This is a genomic window from Geminicoccus roseus DSM 18922 (assembly GCF_000427665.1).
Lineage (GTDB): Bacteria > Pseudomonadota > Alphaproteobacteria > Geminicoccales > Geminicoccaceae > Geminicoccus > Geminicoccus roseus.
In genome coordinates, this window is the sequence record NZ_KE386572.1 from 4402723 (window position 1) to 4419398 (window position 16676).

Annotated in this window: 18 protein-coding genes; 8 read left to right on the forward strand and 10 right to left on the reverse strand. The window is 68.3% G+C overall.

The window, feature by feature from the left end; translation table 11 throughout:
• Window positions 1–31 precede the first annotated feature (31 nt).
• Window positions 32–1207, reverse strand: coding sequence for an NAD(P)/FAD-dependent oxidoreductase (locus tag GEMRO_RS0121785; RefSeq protein WP_027135699.1), 1176 nt, complete (start codon window positions 1205–1207; stop codon window positions 32–34).
• 266 nt (window positions 1208–1473) lie between these two features.
• Between GEMRO_RS0121785 and GEMRO_RS0121790 the strand changes: the two genes are divergently transcribed.
• Window positions 1474–2943 carry a trimethylamine methyltransferase family protein gene (locus GEMRO_RS0121790; protein ID WP_240476731.1) on the forward strand — a complete coding sequence of 490 codons (1470 nt, stop codon included), beginning with the start codon at window positions 1474–1476 and terminating at the stop codon, window positions 2941–2943.
• Here GEMRO_RS0121790 and GEMRO_RS0121795 read toward each other — a convergent pair.
• The gene (locus GEMRO_RS0121795; RefSeq protein ID WP_169728430.1) at window positions 2900–4198 is read right to left on the reverse strand and encodes an MFS transporter; all 1299 of its coding nucleotides are present in this window, start codon (window positions 4196–4198) and stop codon (window positions 2900–2902) included. The two genes, GEMRO_RS0121790 and GEMRO_RS0121795, sit on opposite strands and share 44 nt — an antisense overlap.
• A gap of 153 nt (window positions 4199–4351) precedes the next feature.
• Window positions 4352–5386: a serine hydrolase gene (locus GEMRO_RS0121800; protein WP_027135702.1), complete on the reverse strand. Its 1035-nt coding sequence runs from the start codon at window positions 5384–5386 to the stop codon at window positions 4352–4354.
• A 128-nt stretch (window positions 5387–5514) separates the two neighbouring features.
• On the opposite strand from GEMRO_RS0121800, the gene GEMRO_RS34430 reads away from it, so the two are divergent.
• Window positions 5515–5736 carry a hypothetical protein gene (locus GEMRO_RS34430; RefSeq protein ID WP_157505692.1) on the forward strand — a complete coding sequence of 74 codons (222 nt, stop codon included), beginning with the start codon at window positions 5515–5517 and terminating at the stop codon, window positions 5734–5736.
• 35 nt (window positions 5737–5771) lie between these two features.
• A complete protein-coding gene (locus GEMRO_RS0121805) occupies window positions 5772–6506 on the forward strand; it encodes an adenylate/guanylate cyclase domain-containing protein (protein WP_035485798.1) in 735 nt (244 codons plus the stop codon).
• 133 nt (window positions 6507–6639) lie between these two features.
• On the opposite strand, the gene GEMRO_RS0121810 is transcribed toward GEMRO_RS0121805, so the two are convergent.
• Both GEMRO_RS0121810 and GEMRO_RS0121815 read right to left on the reverse strand, forming a co-directional pair.
• Window positions 6640–7164, reverse strand: coding sequence for a YciE/YciF ferroxidase family protein (locus tag GEMRO_RS0121810; protein ID WP_027135704.1), 525 nt, complete (start codon window positions 7162–7164; stop codon window positions 6640–6642).
• 46 nt (window positions 7165–7210) lie between these two features.
• Complete coding sequence (locus GEMRO_RS0121815; RefSeq protein ID WP_027135705.1) at window positions 7211–7726, reverse strand: ferritin-like domain-containing protein; 516 nt, start codon at window positions 7724–7726, stop codon at window positions 7211–7213.
• Window positions 7727–8002: 276 nt separating this feature from the next.
• Here GEMRO_RS0121815 and GEMRO_RS0121820 point away from each other — a divergent pair, with 276 nt between their 5' ends.
• The 3 genes from GEMRO_RS0121820 (at window position 8003) to GEMRO_RS0121830 (ending at window position 10131) form a co-directional block, all read left to right on the forward strand.
• The gene (locus GEMRO_RS0121820; RefSeq protein ID WP_027135706.1) at window positions 8003–8881 is read left to right on the forward strand and encodes a manganese catalase family protein; all 879 of its coding nucleotides are present in this window, start codon (window positions 8003–8005) and stop codon (window positions 8879–8881) included.
• A gap of 127 nt (window positions 8882–9008) precedes the next feature.
• On the forward strand, window positions 9009–9488 hold the full coding sequence (locus GEMRO_RS0121825) for a cupin domain-containing protein (protein WP_051329338.1): 480 nt from the start codon (window positions 9009–9011) through the stop codon (window positions 9486–9488).
• A gap of 109 nt (window positions 9489–9597) precedes the next feature.
• Window positions 9598–10131, forward strand: a complete 534-nt coding sequence (locus GEMRO_RS0121830; protein WP_027135708.1) for a gamma carbonic anhydrase family protein — start codon at window positions 9598–9600, stop codon at window positions 10129–10131.
• Between the two features lie 250 nt (window positions 10132–10381).
• Here the strand turns inward: GEMRO_RS0121830 and GEMRO_RS0121835 are convergent, their stop codons facing one another.
• Window positions 10382–10945, reverse strand: a complete 564-nt coding sequence (locus GEMRO_RS0121835; RefSeq protein ID WP_027135709.1) for an SIS domain-containing protein — start codon at window positions 10943–10945, stop codon at window positions 10382–10384.
• A 119-nt stretch (window positions 10946–11064) separates the two neighbouring features.
• Window positions 11065–11331: a hypothetical protein gene (locus GEMRO_RS31125; RefSeq protein ID WP_035485801.1), complete on the reverse strand. Its 267-nt coding sequence runs from the start codon at window positions 11329–11331 to the stop codon at window positions 11065–11067.
• A 659-nt stretch (window positions 11332–11990) separates the two neighbouring features.
• On the opposite strand from GEMRO_RS31125, the gene GEMRO_RS0121845 reads away from it, so the two are divergent.
• Both GEMRO_RS0121845 and GEMRO_RS0121850 read left to right on the forward strand, forming a co-directional pair.
• The gene (locus GEMRO_RS0121845) at window positions 11991–12479 is read left to right on the forward strand and encodes a hypothetical protein (RefSeq protein WP_027135710.1); all 489 of its coding nucleotides are present in this window, start codon (window positions 11991–11993) and stop codon (window positions 12477–12479) included.
• Window positions 12480–12787: 308 nt separating this feature from the next.
• Entirely contained in the window at window positions 12788–13438 is a 651-nt protein-coding gene (locus tag GEMRO_RS0121850) for a helix-turn-helix transcriptional regulator (protein ID WP_027135711.1), read from the forward strand.
• A 10-nt stretch (window positions 13439–13448) separates the two neighbouring features.
• On the opposite strand, the gene GEMRO_RS0121855 is transcribed toward GEMRO_RS0121850, so the two are convergent.
• The 3 genes from GEMRO_RS0121855 to GEMRO_RS0121865 all read right to left on the reverse strand — a co-directional run bounded on the left by GEMRO_RS0121855 (window position 13449) and on the right by GEMRO_RS0121865 (window position 16636).
• The gene (locus GEMRO_RS0121855) at window positions 13449–14279 is read right to left on the reverse strand and encodes a carbohydrate ABC transporter permease (protein WP_027135712.1); all 831 of its coding nucleotides are present in this window, start codon (window positions 14277–14279) and stop codon (window positions 13449–13451) included.
• Window positions 14276–15160 (reverse strand): carbohydrate ABC transporter permease, encoded by an 885-nt coding sequence (locus GEMRO_RS0121860; protein ID WP_027135713.1) that lies wholly within the window; start codon window positions 15158–15160, stop codon window positions 14276–14278. The genes GEMRO_RS0121855 and GEMRO_RS0121860 overlap by 4 nt, the downstream gene beginning before the upstream one ends.
• A 237-nt stretch (window positions 15161–15397) precedes the next feature.
• Window positions 15398–16636, reverse strand: a complete 1239-nt coding sequence (locus GEMRO_RS0121865) for an ABC transporter substrate-binding protein (protein ID WP_027135714.1) — start codon at window positions 16634–16636, stop codon at window positions 15398–15400.
• Between the last annotated feature and the right edge of the window lie 40 nt (window positions 16637–16676).

Below are 16676 nucleotides of genomic sequence, written 5' to 3' on the forward strand. Positions count from 1 at the left end.
GCGTCACCCCTTCATCTAGGTCGCCCGAGCCTCAGATCACGGCCCGTTCCACCAGGGGCCGTCCTTCCGCCAGGCGCCGGGGCGAGAGGTCGCTCAAGTTCAGGCTCCGGTAGGCCCCGGTCAGCATCAGTTCGGCCAGGCCCCGTCCCACCGCCGGGGCCTGCTGGATGCCGTGCCCGGAAAAGCCGGTGGCGAGGAAGAGATTGTCCAGCCCGGGCCAGGTGCCGACCAGGCCGTTCTGGTCCACGGTGTTCATCTCGTAGTAGCCGGCCCAGGAGCTGGCGACCTTCAGCCGCTCCAGGCTGGGGACGCGCCCGGCCAGAGCCGGCCACAGCTTCTCCTCGAAGGAATCGTGGGCGACCTCGAGCGGCAGGTCGTCCGGGTCGTCCTCCCCGGCCAAAGGCGACATGCCCGAAAGATAGAAGCGTCCCTCCGGGCGCAGCCAGAACCCGGACGGATCGATCAGGAGCGGGCAGGGCTCCAAGGGATCGGGCGTGTCCAGCACGAACACCGAGCGGCGCCTGGCGCGCACGGGGATGTCGATGTCGAGCATCGCGCCGACCTTGCCGGACCAGGGCCCGGCGGCGACCACGATTTCCTGCGCCTCGATCCGGGTGCCGTCGGCCAGGCGGACCGCCAGCACCCGCGCCCCGCTGCGCTCGAACCCGGCGGCCTCGCCGGCGACGAACCTGGCCCCGTCGGCGATTGCCCGCTTGCGGAACGCCTGGAGCAGGCCGTAGCCGTCGAACCAGCCCTCGCCGCTCAGGCCGAGCGAGGCCAGGGCGATGCCCTCGGTGGACAGCCAGGGAAAGCGCACCTGAAGCTCCGCCGGGTCCAGCAGCGCCACCTCGGCGCCCTGCGCCCGCTGCAGTTCGTGGACCTCGCGCATCGCCGGGGCGGCCGCCTCGGGTGCGAGGAACAGGTAGCCGCCGTCGCGCAGGCCGATGTCCGGCATCTCGCCGTCCACCGCGAGATGCCGGGCGGCGTCCTTCAGGAAGGCATAGCCATAGGCGCCGATCGCCATGTTGACCGGCTGGGAGAACTGCCGGCGGATCGAGGAGGCGGACAGGGCCGAGGAGGCCTGCCGGTAGGTGGCGTCGCGCTCCACCACCACGACCTCCCGCTCCGGGGCTGCCTGGCGCAGCGACGCCGCCACCGCGCAGCCCATCACACCGCCGCCGACGATCACCACCCGAGAGGTGCCCATGCCGCACTCCGCAAACCTGCATCCGGCCCGTTCCATGGGCCGCTCAGCGGTTGGTCGGCAAGTCCATCCATCGTCGCCCGGCCTTTTCTTGCGCGGTTCTTGTCGGGGTGGCTCAACTGGCTGGCGCAAGCAGGACAAGCCAAGCCCGGACGCCTGCTCTAGGCTCCGGCAGTTCGTTCGTCGTCGTCGAGGGAGGCGGGGTCGTGGTGATGGTGGCTGAAGGCAGGCGGGGCGGTCGTGGAGCCAGGCGTGCCGAGCGGACGTCGATGCGGGTCACGAGCCTGCCGGCGCTCAAGCGGCAGATCCCCCTCTACGAGGTGCTGAATGCGGAGGGGCTGGAGATGATCCACGACGCCTCCTGCCAGATCCTGGAGGAGATCGGCATCGATTTCCGCGATGCCGAGGCGCTGGCCTTGTGGAAGGAGGCCGGCGCCGACGTGCAGGGCGAGCGGGTCCACATCCCCCGCCAGCTCCTGATGGAGCTCCTGGCCAAGGTCCCGGGCGAGTTCACGCTTGCCGCCCGCAACCCCGAGAGGTCGGTCACGGTCGGCGGCGACAGCATGATCTTCCTGCCGACCTACGGCTCGCCGTTCGTGCGGATGGAGGACGACGTCCGCCGCTATGGCACCATGGACGACCTGCAGCGCTTCCACCGCCTGGCCTATATGAGCCCGGCGATTCACAACACCGGCCTGGTGATCTGCGAGCCCACCGACATCCCGGTCTCCAAGCGCCACCTGCACATCGTCCGCTCGCTCATCACGAACAGTGATAAGTCCTTCATGGGCCCGGTCACCGCCCCGGAACGCGCCCAGGACGCGGTCGACATGGCCAGGATCCTGTTCGGCCAGGACTTCCTGCCGGACAACCCGGTGATGGTGTCGCTGGCCAACTGCAACTCGCCCCTGGTCTGGGACGAAACCATGCTGGGCGCGCTCAAGGTCTACGCCCGCGCCGGGCAGCCGGTGATCTGCGCGCCGTTCACGCTGGCCGGCGCCAACACCCCGGCCTCGGCCACCGCCACCGTGGCCGAGCTGAACGCCGAGGCGATCTCGGCCCTGGCCTTCTCGCAGCTGCTCCGCCCGGGCTGCCCGATGGTCTACGGCCATTTCCTGGCGGCGGTCTCGATGAAGTCCGGCGCGCCCATGGCCGGCACGTCCGAGCTGGCGCTGATGAACCTGATGATCGGCCAGCTCGCCCGCAAGTACGGGGTGCCGTTCCGCTCCTCGGGCATGCTGACCGGCTCCAAGGTCACCGACGCCCAGGCCGGCTACGAAAGCGCCTTCAACATGATGCCGATCATGCTGGCCGGGGCGAACCTGGTGATGCACACCGCCGGCTGGACCGAGGCGGGGTTGTGCGCCTCGCTCGCCAAGTTCGCGCTGGATGCCGAGCAGATGGAGATGCTCTACAAGTTCGCCCAGGGGCCGCAGTTCGGCGACTTCGACGAGGCGATCGCCAGCATCCGGGATGTCGGCCCGGGCGGCCATTTCCTGGGCACCGAGCATACCCAGGCGAACTTCCAGAGCGCCTTCTTCATGCCCGAGCTGATGGACAACAACAGCTTCGAGCAGTGGTCGCTGGAGGGCGAGAAGTCGGCGCAGCAGCGCGGCATCGACGCGGCGATGAAGAAGCTGGCCGCGTTCGAGCCGCCGCCGATCGACCAGGGCATCGTCGAGGCCCTGGACGCGTTCATCGCGCAGCGGGAGGCGGAGCTGCCGGACACGCTGACCTGATAGGCGCGCTCACCGCGCCGCTGCGCATGAGCGTCGGCCAGACGAGCACGCAGGCCAGCACCGCCAGCAGGCCCACCGAGGCCACCAGCACCACCGCGGCGCTGGCGCCAAGCCAGCTGGCCGCCAGGCCGAACTGCAGGAAGCCGAACGGGGCGAGGCCCATGGCCCCCACCAGGATGCCCAGCGCCCGGCCGCGCAGCAGCGGGTCGGCGCCCTGCAGCATCAGCACGATCTGCATGGTGTTGAACCCGGCCATGCCCACCCCGGCCATGATCAGGAACAGGGCGGCCACCAGCGGCGAGGTCGACAGGCCGAACAGCACCACCGCCACCAGGAACAGGAGCGTGCCCAGGCTGTAGATCCGCCGGAACCAGCCGGGCGGGGCGGCCACGGTGATGAAGATCGAGGCCACGAACGCGCCGATCCCCTCGGTCGCGACCAGGAGCCCGGTGCCGACCGGGCCCAGCCCCATCACCTCATGCGCGATCACCGGGACCAGCGAGACATAGGGAAAGCCCCAGAGATTGATCGCGGCGGTGACCACCACCGTGCCGATCAGCACCGGCGTGGCGCGGACATGGCGCCAGCCCTCCTGCAAGGGCGCCAGGATCCGCACCGGCCCGGCCGCCTTGGGCACGGACGGGCCCGGCGGGCGCAGCCCGAGGATCGCGAGTAGCGCCAGCCCGTGCAGGACCAGGCCCGCCAGGAGCACCCCGGAAAAGCCCAAGAGCGCCACCAGCGCGCCGCCCACCGCCGGGCCCACCATCCGGGTGACGTTGGCGGTGAGCAGTTCCAGCCCCATGCTGACGCCCACCCGCTCCATGCCGGCGATCTCGGCCAGCAGGCCCCGCCGCATCGGCAGTTCCGCCGACCAGAACAGCCCGCCCACCACCGACAGGAGGAAGGCCACCGGCAGGTGCGGCTCCCCGTCCAGGCTCCACCAGGCGCCCAGCCCGTAGCAGGCGCAGACCAGCACCAGGCTCGCCGCCAGCATGCGCTGGCGGTCGACCCGGTCGGCCAGGGTGCCGGCGACGCTGCCGAAGAACAGGAGCGGCAGCATCCGGGTGAACAGGATCGCGGTCACCGCGAGCGGCGAGGCGGTCCATTCCAGCACCAGCACCCCGAACGCCAGGATGTCCAGCCAGCGCCCGCACTGGATGACGGCGCCGGCCGCCCACAGGCGCCGCACCGCCGGGTCGCGCAGCAGTTCCGCCACGGCCCTGGGCCCCAGCCGGGCCCGTTCACCTTCAACCACGTTTCGTCGACGCCTCCGAGATCGGATGCGTCGCTACCGCTTCGCGGGCCGCGGGGGAAGGAGCTATGGGCCGGGCGAGGGAGGCAGCGCAGGCCAGATCGGTCGTGGCAGGTCAGGCGTGCTCCCGTTCCACCACAACCGACCGGCCGCCGCTCAGCCGAACGAGCGTTCGACCTCCGCCAGCGTCTTCTGGATCGAGCCGGCGAACTTTTCCATCACTGCGGGGATGGTGGAATCCGGGCCTTCCCAGTTGACCACGAAGCAGAACGTCACCGGTGTCTTCGGCTGACCGCGGCGGGCCGGCGGCAGGATCATCTGCCCAGGCACGCACAGCGCATGGAAGTTGTTCCAGTCGATGCTGCCGCCCTTGGCGTAGGCGGCGAGGTCGGGCGGAACGACCAGGGCGATCGCATCGGCCATCGCCTGGATCCGCTTGAACTCGGTCAGGGTGGTAGCCTGCTGGAAATAGCGGCCCTTGAGCGCCTTCGTGTAGTAGGAGACGAACTCGTTGCAGGTGCTGAGCATGCTCTCGACCGGGTTGATCGGGTCGCGCGGCTCGCCGAACAGTTGGCCCGCCTCGATCAACTCCATGCCCTTCCAGCCTTTGTCGACCCCGGCCGGGGCGCCGGCCAGGTAGGAGAACAGCCGCCGGGTCGAATCCGGGATCACGGTGTTGCGCAGCCCGATCGAGCGGATCATCGCGCGCACCCGGTCCGGCCCGACCTGGGCAAGCGCCGCGTCGGTGGCGGTGTTGTCGCTGTGGCTGATCATCGCCTCCAGCACCGAGCGGGCCGTGGTCGTTCCGGTCATGTTGACCATCACGGTGCTGCTCAGGCTCCGCACGCTGTCGTCGATGGTGATCTGTGCGGATTCGTCCAGCCGGCCTTCCTCCACGTCCTGCAGGTATTTCAGCAGGATGAAGGTCTTCACCGCGCTGCCGACGAAGCGGACCTGGCTGCCCTTGTAGGAGGTGCGGAAGATCTTGCCGTGATCGCCGACATCGATCTGGTAGCTCTTGCCGCCCGGCAGTTCCAGGAACTGCCGCAGCCCGGCCAGGATGCCCGGGTGGTCGGTCAGCGCGGCGGCCGCGCTGCCGCTGGTGAGCATATCGCCGGCGGTGATGCCGCCGGCCGCCAGCGCCACGCCGGGCAGCGCCGAAAACAAGGTCTTGCGCCTGCTGAAATCCATGGTCGTTCCCGATCCTGATCCGCGCTTGTGGCGTCGCGTTCCGCCCGATCCCGGGTTGATCCGGGGCTGTCCGGATAGGGATCGCAATAAGCCCGGCATTAGCAGCGGATCGCACCCAGATGTAAACGTTGATCATCATCGTCCTCATCTGGACAGGACGGCGAGACATCTCGCGGATGCACGGCATCGCGGCCCGGTCACATCCGGCCGCCGCGGCAGACCTTGTGCGGGTGCGCGACAACCCGGAAAACCCGCTTCGGACGCCGCCCAGGGATCATCTTGCCTTGGTTGGTGATTGCGCGCAGGATTCAGGCGGGCAAACGGCCTGGGACGCGGGCTGGCCGCGATGACCATGCGGGCCTTGGCCACTGGAACAGCACTTCCGATGACGACGCAGCGGGCGAGGATCTGCAAGGGCTGCTGGCAGCAGATGCGGGTGCCGGTGCCGCTGCACGGGGTTCTTTCGCTGCCGTTCCGCATGGTGGGGATCCGGCCGAGCCGGATGAACCCCAACACCTGCACGATCTGCGAGCTGATGTTCACGCGGGTCATGCGCGCCCGCAAGATCTCCATCGACGCGACCGTGCTGTTCGCCGACCTGCGCGGCTACACGACCCTGTCCCAGTCGCTGCCCGACGATGCCGTCTCCGGCCTGCTCGACACGTTCTACGACGAGTGCGCCAGCGCCATCTGGGACTTCGACGGGCTGCTCAACAAGACCATCGGCGACGCGATCATGGCGATCTTCAACTTCCCGATCCAGCAGCCCGACCATGTTCGCCAGGCGGTGCTGGCGGCGCGCGAGATCCATCGGCGCTGCCACGCCAGGCGCGCGGACCTGGTGCGGGCGTTCGGGTCGCAGGGGGATCAGCTTGGGGTCGGGATCGGCATTGCCACGGGCCAGGTCAGCTTTGGCGAATTCGGCCGCTCCCATCGCGATCTCACCGCGATCGGCACGGTGGTGAACACCGCCTCGCGGGTGCAGTCGGTGGCCGGGGCCGGGCAGATCCTGGTGACCCGGGCAGTGCGCGACGGCGCCGGGCCGGAACTGGCGGAGCGGGAGGCGCGGGCCTACCAGCTCAAGGGATTCGAGACGCCGGTCGAGCTTTTCGCGGCCTGACCGGCTTGCGCTGGAGGGCGGCCCAGGCACCCGCAGGCAGCTGGACCAGGACCCTCCAGGCAAGTGAGCAATCCGGGCTACGGGGCTTGGCGGCTCGGGTCCTTTCTCGGAAATGCTCGACCCGCCGGGCCGCTCAACCCTTCGCGGCTTTCCCGGCTGCCTCGCCGCTGCCCTTGGGATTGGCGATCTGCTCGGCGACCTGCGAGAGCAGGTCGTCGGTCCTCTTCTCCTCCTCCAGGGTCTCGTCCAGGAGCTTGGCGGCGTCCTGCAGACCCAGCTGGGTCGCCCAGGACTTCAGGGTGCCGTAGCGCGCGATCTCGTAGTGCTCGAGCGCCTGGGCGCAGCCGATCAGGACGGCATCGCCGGCGGGCCCGCTGCCGAACTCCTCCAGGTCGTCGTCCATCTCGGCGGTCAGGCCCTGGGCGGCCTCGCAGGTCTTGCCGCGGGCCGGCTTGCCCAGGATCTCGAAGATCTGGGTCAGGCGCTCGACCTGGTTGCTGCTCTCCTCGCGATGCAGCTCGAACAGCTTTCTCAGTTCGTCCGCCTGCGCGCTCTTGGCCGCCTTGCCCAGCGCGCGCACCGATTGCTTCTCCGCGTAGAAGACGTCCTTCAGCGTCTCGTGGAAGGCGTCCTCGAGGGTCTTTTCTTTGGCTGCCATCGGGTTGGCTCTCCGAATAGGTGGGAAGGGGCCGTTCGGTCGGCCGTCAGTGGCTGGCCTGGGCGCCGGCGCCGGAAAGCTGCAGGTAGCGCTCGGTGACAGCCGGGAGGTGCTGGTCCAGCCAGGCGGCCATGGCCTCCTCCTCGCTCAACGACGCCTCCAGCAGCGGAATCGCGCTCTGGAAGCCGCCCTTCTTGGCCATGGCGATCAGCGAGCGGTAGCTGGCCGCCTCGTAGTTCTCGAACGCGAAGTTGGCGAACGAGTTCTTCAGGATCTCGTCGCCGGCCACGCTGTGCGTCAGGGACGCCATGCTGCCCATGAAGGATGCGCCCATGTCCTTCATGGCGGAGGGCGATTCGTCGAGCGATTCCAGGACGGTTCTCAGCCGGTCGATCTGGCCGTTGGTTTCCTCGACATGCGCCTGCAGCCGCGCTGCGACGTCGGGATAGCTCTCCAGGCGCTCCAGTTGGCGGTTCATGATCGACAGGGCCTGGTTCTCCAGCGCATGCGCATTGCGCAGGCCGGTGATGAAGATCGAGCGGATATGAGGAGCCGAATCCATGGCGTTCTCCTGATCTGCCGATGTTGTGACGCCAGAAGGAGCCTGGAAGATGACCGGTTCCATCATCTTCGGCGAAAACCGAGTAAACAAATTTTAATTACTCTAAATCGAATGTGCAGCAGCCGAACTGTGCAAGCCGTTTCTACAGGCGACGTTCCCTGACCGGCATGAATGTCCGATTTTGCTTGATTGGACTGGAACCCGTTCTGGGGGGGCGGGTTACGGGGCAGCACGCTGCGGATGTACGTGCGTGTGCCCTGCAAGAGGATGACCCCCATGTTCTATGCCGACGGAAAGCTGCAGTATCCGGTCCGCGTCGAGCGGCCCAACCCCGTCTTCGCCAAGGCCCTTCAGCAGGCGATCGGCGGCATCGAGGGCGAGATCCGCGTCTGCCTGCAGTACATGTTCCAGGCCTGGGGCGCGCGCGGCCCCTCCAAGTATCGCGACATGCTGCTGAACACCGGCACCGAGGAGATCGGCCATATCGAGATGCTGGCGACGGCGGTGGCGCTGAACCTGGAGAAGGCGCCGCTGTCGCTCCAGGAGGAGGTCTCCGCGAACCCGGTTGCCGGCTCGGTGCTGAACGGCATGAACCTGCGGCACATCCTGTCGTCCGGCCTGGCCGCCATGCCGGTGGACAGCAACGGCGTGCCGTTCGACTGCTCGCACATCTATGCGTCGGGCAACATCGCCGCCGACATGCACGCCAACGTCACCGCCGAATCGTCCGGCCGCGCCCTGGCAGTGCGCCTCTACAACATGACCGACGATCCGGGCATGAAGGACATGCTGTCCTTCATGATCGCGCGCGACACCATGCACCAGCAGCAGTGGCTGGCCGCCATCGAGGAACTGGGCGGCGCCGCGACGCTGCCGATCCCGAACAGCTTCCCGCAGGAAAAGGAGAACACCGAGTTCTCCTATGTCTATCTGGGCCACATGACGGACGGCTCGATCCCGCAGGGTCGCTGGTCGTCGGGTCCCTCCATGGACGGCAAGGGCGAGTTCTCCGCCGCGGTGTCCGAGCCGCTGGGCGGCGTGCCGAGCCTGGCTCCGGCCCGGCCGGATTCCGGCGCCCAGGAGGGGCAGACCTCGAAGTCCGGCATCGGCGGCGTGGTCGGCTCGGTGGAAGGCGCCATCGAGCGCAAGCTCTAAGACGAGCGCAAGCTCTAAGAGTGCGGGTGTGCCGGCCGGTCTGTGATCCAGATCACAGGCCGTCGGCGCCTGCCGTTGCTAGAGGGACGGTAATGGGATCTCTCCCTGCGCCCTCCCGGAGAACTCGATGAGCCCTGTCCCGCCGTTCGTCCGCCACGGGCTGGACGTGCAGCTGATCCCCCTGCCCGAGATCGGGATCGACATCAACGTGCTGATCCCCGCCGCCGCCAGCGGCGGGACCACCTGCATGTTCGAGGAGGTGACCCGGCCGGGCGGCGGGCCGCCGATCCATGTTCATGCCGGACAGGACGAGTGCTTCTACTTCCTGGAGGGCAGCTACCTCCTGCATGTGGACGGCCAGGAATGGCGGGTGGGGGCGGGCGACGTGGCGGTGGTCCCGCGCGGCACCCCGCACGGCTTCGCCAATATCGGCACCACGCCCGGCCGGCTCCTGTTCACGCTCACGCCGGCGCTGGACGGCGAGCAGTTCTTCCTGGAGCTGGTCGAGGTGCTGAAGGAGGGCCCGCCGGATCCGGACCGGCTGAACCAGCGCTTCGCCCGGATGGGCTTCTCGGTGGTCGGCCCGCCGCTGCTGGCCAGGGGCTGAGGCCGTTCAAGCACTGAAAGCCGCCGGGCCCGGTCGCCGGCGAGGTTTCCCTGCCGCCGGGATCGCTCTATCCCGGGCCGCAGGATCCACGCGACCGGAGGTTGTCCCGATGCTCTACGCCCTTGGCGACCATGTTCCACAGGTGCACCCCGAGGCCTGGGTGGCGCCCAGCGCCGTGCTGATCGGCAAGGTGGTGGTAGAGAAGGGTGCCTCGGTCTGGTTCGGCGCGGTGCTGCGCGGCGACAACGAGACCATCACGGTGGGCGAGGGCTCCAACGTGCAGGAGAACTGCGTCCTGCACACCGACCCGGGCTATCCGCTCACCATCGGCAAGGACGTGACGGTCGGCCACCTCGCGATGCTGCACGGCTGCACCATCGGCGACGGCGCCCTGATCGGGATGTGCGCGGTGGTGCTGAACGGGGCGGAGGTCGGCGCCGGAACGCTGGTGGGCGCCAAGGCGCTGGTCGGCGAGAACAAGCAGATGCCGGGCGGCAGCCTAGTGCTGGGCGCGCCGGGCAAGGTGGCCCGCGAGCTCGGCGAGGCCGATCGCGAGCGGATGCGCCAGGGGGCGCGGGTCTATGTCGAGCGGGCCGCCCGGTTCCGCCAGGAGATGCGCGCCGTGGAAGCGCCCGCCGCCTGAGGCTTCCGGCAACTTTGCCTACCATGATGCGTGGACGGAGATTTGATCCGCGCGCCGACTTGCACCGGGTCCGGTCCGGGCGGATAAGATCGGTCCATTGCCGATCCCAAGCCGATAAGTCCAGGTCGTGGTCCGGATCACGACCTTCATAGTCTCCGACAGGTCGTTCCCGTTCGGGGCGTGCCCGGCATTTTGATCGCGGAAAAGGACAAGTTTCTGTCCCTTTCCGCGAGCCGCGCCGGGACTTTGTTTACTCCAGGTTGGTGTGGCGGGCGCGCATCGTCTCCGCCGTCTCGCCGACCCGCGCGCGCATCTTCAGGATCACGAACTCGAAGAACAGCATCTGCGCGGTCTCGAACAGCGAGCCCATCGGCAGCACCGAGCCGGTGGCGCCCTGGTCGTTGGCCATGGTCTGGGCGGGCAGGTGGACGACGATGTCGGCCAATTTCGCTGCGGGTCCGTCCGGCTGGGCGGTGATCAGCGCCACCCTGGCCCCGGCGTCGCGGGCGATCTGCATCAGGGTCTCGGTGGTGCGCAGCTTGCCCGGCCCGATCGAGACGAACAAGAGGTCGCCCTGGCCCAGGGGCGGCACGGTCATGTCGCCGACCACGTGGACGGGCCGGCCCATGTGGAACAGGCGCATGGCGAAGCCGCGCATCTGCAGGCCCTCGCGGCCAAGTCCGTGCAGGGCGCTGGTGCGGGCGGCGATCAGCGCGTCGATCAGCTCGTCGGCGGCCTGCTCCGGCAGGCGGGCGAACAGCTCGCCGAGTTCCTGCAGGGCGCCCTGGCTGAGTGTCTGGAAGCTGGTGTCCATGGTCGTTCCCCCCTGGATGGTCGTGTGGTGGGGGAACGGTTAGCGGTGTCGGCAGGGACTGGCCAGGACCGTCCCCGCGGGGGGGAACGGTCCCGGCCGTCTCAACAGGGAAGGATCCCTCAGAAGCCGCGCGGCCTCTCCCGGATCGGCGTCTCGTCCATCTCGCTGGGCGAGGCGAGGAGCCATTCCTTGAAGGTGAGGGGCGTCCGATTTGGAACGACGTTGTCGATGGCCGAGCGAAGTCCCTTGGCAGTCTTGTCGTCGTTGATGAGCGCCTTCGCTACCCGGCGGATAAGACTGACATCTGTTTCACGGACGCAGACCTCGACCCGCTTCATGCCCCGCTCGGACAAACGGCGGCGATGTTCTTGGAGCGCCTGACTCATTTTGCATCTCCCACTCGGTCAATTCGGACGCAGAGTTCCCGATACCTGAGCTCACCGAGCGTGTTCCCGCTCTGGTGGATTAACAGGTAACTCAGGATGCGGAGAAAGTGAACAATATCGTCGCGGCGATTAGGTGGGATGATCCGGTCCGGGCCAGTCGCCGCCCGTCGCCATGACAATGCTGCACCTGGGATTTGCCGGAGGGAGCCGCGCCGGCCGCATGGCCGGAAAACCCGCCCGCCCCCTTGTTTCGTCAGGAAATTTCGACGCCGGGCCGCCCGGTGATCCGTCTGGGCCGGGCACGCCCCCAGCCATGATCCGCCTGCGCCGACAATCACCTAGAGCAAGTCGGCCCGCGGCATCTTCCAGCAAATATGTGACAAAAATCTCATCAAGTCGCCACGACTGTGAAACACTACCTTGAAAGCCGACCGGGATGCAATCGATTCGACCGTATCCGGGTAAGTGTTGGTCACCGCCGCGCCGTTTCCGGCCAGGGGAAGTCTTTCGCCGGAACGCGCGCCCGCCTATGCCAGCCGCCGCGGTGGCGACCGTCGCCCTGCTGTCCGCCGAGGCTTCCCATGGCTCCTGTCGCACCTGAGCGCCGACCCCGTTCATCCGCCGTCGGCTCCGGCCGGCGCGAGCGCTTCCGCTGGCTGATGGCCGCGACCGTTCTGTTCCTCGTCAGCAGCGCGGCGATGCTGCACTGGGGGATGGGAGTGCTGTGGGGCGAGGTGCCCAACCGCAGCGACGTGATCTCGCCGGGCGACCACGCATTCGCCGAGCGGCTGCGCGCGCGGCTGCTGGCCGACCACCGGGTCGACCTGGCGACGGAGACCGATTTTGCCTGGGACACGGTCTGCCTGATCGAGCCGTTCGAGCTGGACCAGGCCAGCCTGGCCGAGGCGCTGCGCGCCGGCGGCCTGATGGGCGCGCCGCCCGACCTGCCCGATGGGCCAAGAGCGATCGCCCAGCCGAACTGGATGTTCGCCTTCCTCCAGGACCGGCGGCTGGTCCGCGCCATCGAGTTCCACCATCGCGAGATCGAGCCCCGCCACGGCGCCTATTGCGTCCCGCGCGACCGGGCCGAGTTCGTTCAGGTACGTCAGCTCGCCCGGGCAGTCTGGATCGACTTGGCCCGCCCCTGAGCCTGTCCCCTCGACCATCCTGGCCGTGAACAGCGGCGCTATCTGCCGCGCGCCCGCCGCCCCGGGTGGTGCTGCGCCGAAGGGCTGACGCGGCCGACCCGGCGCTGCGGGCCGGCAGCGCCGGCGCCAGCGGGAAGGGACGGCCGACCGCCTGACCCGCCCACCTGCCCGTGCTTTCCTGATCCAGGGCCAGCCCGCGCTTCCGCTCATGATCCCACGCCCGTCCATCTTTTTAAATAGATATATCTTTTCAAAAAATGAGCTTTTTAATAAGCATGTTGTATCCCAATCCATTCTCCGGTCCGCCCATGAATCCCGCCGCCGAACCGCTGCCCGCCCGCGCTGCCGACCGGGTGCTGCACGCCCTGAAGCAGAGCGGCCCGCAGCCCGCGGCCGGGCTGGCCGGGCGGCTGGGGGTCACGCCGGTGGCGGTTCGCCAGCATCTGGACCGGCTGGCGGAGGAGGGGCTGGTCGCGTTCGAGGACCGCCGCGAGGGGGTCGGCCGGCCGCGGCGCTACTGGCGGGTGGAGGACGCCGCACAGGGCCGCTTCCCCGAGCGCCACGAGCGGCTCGCCCTGGAACTGCTGGCGGGGATCCGCAGCGTGTTCGGCAGCCATGGCCTGGACGAGATCCTGCGCCACCGCGCCGATTTGGCGGTGGACCGCTACCGGGCGGAACTGGCGGGCTTGGCCTCCCTGGCGGAGCGGGTCGGCGGGCTGGCGCGGCTGCGCGCGGCGGAAGGCCGGATGGCCGAGGCCCGCCCGGACGGGCAGGGCGGCTTCCTTCTGGTCGAGAACCACGACCCGATCCCGGCGGCGGTCCAGGCCTGCCCGGCGCTGGGCCAGCCCGAGCATCGCCTGCTGGCCCGGGCGCTCGGGCCGGACGTCCAGGTCGAGTGCATAGAGCATGTCGCAACCGGCGGCCGGCGCTGCGTCTACCGCATCGCGCCGGCCGCCTGAGGGAGGATGCCTACTTCACGCCGCCCAGCGACAGGCCGCGCACCAGGGCGCGCTGCATCAGCGCGAACACCACCGCCACCGGCACGGTCGCGGCGAAGGTTGCCGCCATCACGTGGTGCCAGTTGATCTTGTAGGCGCCGCCCACCAGGGTGAAGATCTGCAGGGTGAGCGGGTATTTCTCGTTCGAGCGCAGGATGGTCAGCGCCAGGACGAACTCGTTCCAGCAATTGATGAAGGTGAAGATCCCGGTCACCGCGAGAGCCGGCAGGGCCATCGGCAGGAACACCCGGACCAGCGACTGCAGCCGGGTGGCGCCATCGATCCAGGCGGCCTCCTCGATCTCCTTGGGGATCGTCTTGAAGTAGCTGGACATCATCCAGGTGGCGAAGGCCAGGTTGAACGCCGCGTAGCCCAGCACCAGCGCCCACTGGCTGTCCACCAGCCCCATCGCCGCCATCAGGCGGAAGATCCCGATCACCAGCACGATCGGCGAGAGCATCTGCGTCACCAGCAGGAACTGGCGGTAGAAGCCCTGGCCGTGCCAGCGCAGCCGCGCCATGGCATAGGCGGCCGGGATCGCCACCAGCAGCGAGAGCACGGTGCCGGCGGTGCTGATCCAGAGCGAGTTGAACAGCGCCACCCCGAACCCGGTGGCGCTCCACATCTCCACGAAGTTCTCGAACGCCAGCCGGGTCGGCAGCCAGGTCGGCGGGAACACGAAGATCTCGTCGGCGGGCTTGAGCGCGGTGCTCAGCATCACCGCGAACGGGAACAGGGCGACCACCGCGAACGGGCCCAGGATCAGCCAGTAGAGGATCGAGCGCTTCAGCTTCGGCGTCATGCGCCCTTCTCCTCGGATCGGGCGGCCAGGATGATGTAGGCGGCGGTGAACACCAGCAGGATCGCGAACATGATCAGCGACATGGCCGCCGCGACGTCCAGCTTCCCGTAGCGGAACGCGAGCTTGTAGAGATAGGTCACCAGGATGTCGGTCGAGTTCGCGGGCTCGCCCTGGGTCAGCACCCAGATGATCGGGAACGAGTTGAACACGTTGATGACGTTCAGGACGATCGCGATCTGCAGGAACGGCTTCATCAGCGGCAGGGTGATGAAGCGGAAGCGCTGCCAGCCGGTGGCGCCGTCGATGGTCGCCGCCTCGTAGACGTCGTTCGGGATCGAGGACAGGCCGCCCAGCAGCACCGTCGAGGTGAACGGGATCGAGACCAGGATGCCGATGCCGATCTCGATCGGGAAGGCGGTGTCGAAATTGGCCAGCCACTCGGTCGGCCGCTCCAGGATGCCCAGCTGGAACAGGGTGGCGTTGATCATCCCGTACTGGCCGTTCAGGCTCCAGCGCCACACGATCGCGGTCATCGCCAGCGAGATCGCCCAGGGCAGCATCACGATCACCCGCGCCACGCCGCGGCCGTGGAAGTCCTCGTTGAGCATCACCGCGATCGGGATCGACAGGAGGATCGTCCCGCCCACCACCGTGACGGTCCAAAGGATCGTGCGCCAGAGCGAGCCGATGAAGATCGGGTCCTCGAACAGCCGGGCGAAGTTGGCCAGGCCAGCGAAATCCTGGACCTTGCCGAACCGGTTGACCGCGTGCAGCGAGGTGTGGGCGACGTCGTAGATCGGGTAGCCGATGATCCAGAACGCCAGGGCCACGCTCGGCAGGATCATCAGCAGCGCTGGCAGGGTGCGCGTTTTGTCGAGCATGAGGCGCCCCTAGCGGTCGTCGTGGATCGGAACGATGGGAAGTGCGTGCATCAGGCCGTGCTCGTTGATCGCCGGGCGGCCTGGTGGCCCACCTCGGCCGGACGGGGAAAAGCGAACCGGCGCTGCCAAGGGCGGCGCCGGCTCTTCAGGATGCGGCCGGGATGTCTGCCCTGCGCATGGCCCTGTGCGGGCGGACCAAGCAGGAACCGTGCCTGCCGGGCCCGCCCGGTCGCCAGACTACTGCTGGATGGCCTGGTTGATGACCTCGACCGCGCTGTCCAGCGCCGGCTTCGGCTCCGCCTCGCCCTGGTAGATCCGCTGCAGCGCGGAGGTGGCGGCGTCCGACGCCAGCTCCCAGTTCGGGATCAGCGGCGCGAACTTGGCGTTCGGCAGCAGGTCGGTGAACGCGGTGAGCTGCTCGTTGTCGGCGAACTCCGGCGCCTCGGCCACCGCCTTCAGGACCGGCAGGAAACCTTCCTTGGCGGAGAACTCGGTGCGGTTCTTCTCGCTGAACGCCGCCTCCTCCAGGAACTTCCAGGCCATCTCCTTGTTCTCGGAGCTCTTGAACAGCATGATCGTGTCGGTCACGCCGTAGGTGGCCTCGGTGGTGCCCTTGGGGATGCCGGCCAGGCCGTAGTTCAGGTCAGGCGCCTCGCTGGCGATCTGCCCGCGCAGCCAGGGGCCGGACAGGATCATCGCCGCTCTGCCCTGCTTGAACAGGGATTCGATGTCCTGGCGGTTGGAGCCGGTCGGGCTCGGCTGGGTCAGGCCCTGGTCGATCATGCTCTTGTAGAGCTCGGCCGCCTGCACGCCGGCATCGCTGGCGATGCCCGACTTGCCGTCCACCACCAGCTCGCCGCCATGGGTCCACAGCGCGTAGTACCAGTAGATGTCGGTCTCGATCTCCTTGCCCTGGAGGCCGAAGCCGTAGGCGCCTTCGCCCTTCTCCTTCACCGCCTGGGCGGCCTGGACCAGCTCGTCCCAGGTCTTGGGCGGCTCGGCCACGCCCGCCTTCTCCAGCAGGTCCTTGTTGTAGTACATGGCGCGCGCCGAGGCGGCGACCGGCAGGCCGTAGGTCACCCCGTCGATCACCGAGGGCTCCAGGAAGGCGTCGATGAACTTCGCCTTGAACTCCGGGGTCATGTAGTCGTCGATCGGCTCGGCGATGTCGTTGGCGGCGTAGTCGAGCAGCCAGCGGGTGCCGATGATCGCGATGTCCGGCGCGGTGCCGCCGGCGATGTCGGTGGTCAGGCGCTGCTGGAGGTTGTCCCAGGAAACGTCCTCGAGCTTGATGTCGACCTCCGGATGGGCCTGCTCGAAATCCGCCTCCATGGTCTCGAAGATGCCCATGGTCTGGTCGCTGTAATGGGCGACGATGACCCGGATCTGGGTCTTGTCCTGGGCGAGGGCCGGGCTCATGGCCAGGAGCGCCGTGGCGGCTACTCCGCTCATCATGACGGCGAGACGTCGGTTCATTTTAGGCCAATCCCTTATTCTTGCTCCCTTGGGCGGGAGC

Bases quoted from the DNA above. Each gene is read 5' to 3' on its own strand.
- GEMRO_RS0121790 (WP_240476731.1), top strand. From the start codon at position 1,474: ATGCGGGTCACGAGCCTGCCGGCGCTCAAGCGGCAGATCCCCCTCTAC.
- GEMRO_RS31125 (WP_035485801.1), bottom strand. From the start codon at position 11,331: ATGAGTCAGGCGCTCCAAGAACATCGCCGCCGTTTGTCCGAGCGGGGC.
- GEMRO_RS0121805 (WP_035485798.1), top strand. From the start codon at position 5,772: ATGACGACGCAGCGGGCGAGGATCTGCAAGGGCTGCTGGCAGCAGATG.
- GEMRO_RS0121815 (WP_027135705.1), bottom strand. From the start codon at position 7,726: ATGGATTCGGCTCCTCATATCCGCTCGATCTTCATCACCGGCCTGCGC.
- GEMRO_RS0121820 (WP_027135706.1), top strand. From the start codon at position 8,003: ATGTTCTATGCCGACGGAAAGCTGCAGTATCCGGTCCGCGTCGAGCGG.
- GEMRO_RS0121835 (WP_027135709.1), bottom strand. From the start codon at position 10,945: ATGGACACCAGCTTCCAGACACTCAGCCAGGGCGCCCTGCAGGAACTC.
- GEMRO_RS0121825 (WP_051329338.1), top strand. From the start codon at position 9,009: ATGAGCCCTGTCCCGCCGTTCGTCCGCCACGGGCTGGACGTGCAGCTG.
- GEMRO_RS0121860 (WP_027135713.1), bottom strand. From the start codon at position 15,160: ATGCTCGACAAAACGCGCACCCTGCCAGCGCTGCTGATGATCCTGCCG.
- GEMRO_RS0121845 (WP_027135710.1), top strand. From the start codon at position 11,991: ATGGCCGCGACCGTTCTGTTCCTCGTCAGCAGCGCGGCGATGCTGCAC.
- GEMRO_RS0121830 (WP_027135708.1), top strand. From the start codon at position 9,598: ATGCTCTACGCCCTTGGCGACCATGTTCCACAGGTGCACCCCGAGGCC.
- GEMRO_RS0121855 (WP_027135712.1), bottom strand. From the start codon at position 14,279: ATGACGCCGAAGCTGAAGCGCTCGATCCTCTACTGGCTGATCCTGGGC.
- GEMRO_RS0121810 (WP_027135704.1), bottom strand. From the start codon at position 7,164: ATGGCAGCCAAAGAAAAGACCCTCGAGGACGCCTTCCACGAGACGCTG.
- GEMRO_RS0121850 (WP_027135711.1), top strand. From the start codon at position 12,788: ATGAATCCCGCCGCCGAACCGCTGCCCGCCCGCGCTGCCGACCGGGTG.
- GEMRO_RS0121800 (WP_027135702.1), bottom strand. From the start codon at position 5,386: ATGGATTTCAGCAGGCGCAAGACCTTGTTTTCGGCGCTGCCCGGCGTG.
- GEMRO_RS0121785 (WP_027135699.1), bottom strand. From the start codon at position 1,207: ATGGGCACCTCTCGGGTGGTGATCGTCGGCGGCGGTGTGATGGGCTGC.
- GEMRO_RS0121865 (WP_027135714.1), bottom strand. From the start codon at position 16,636: ATGAACCGACGTCTCGCCGTCATGATGAGCGGAGTAGCCGCCACGGCG.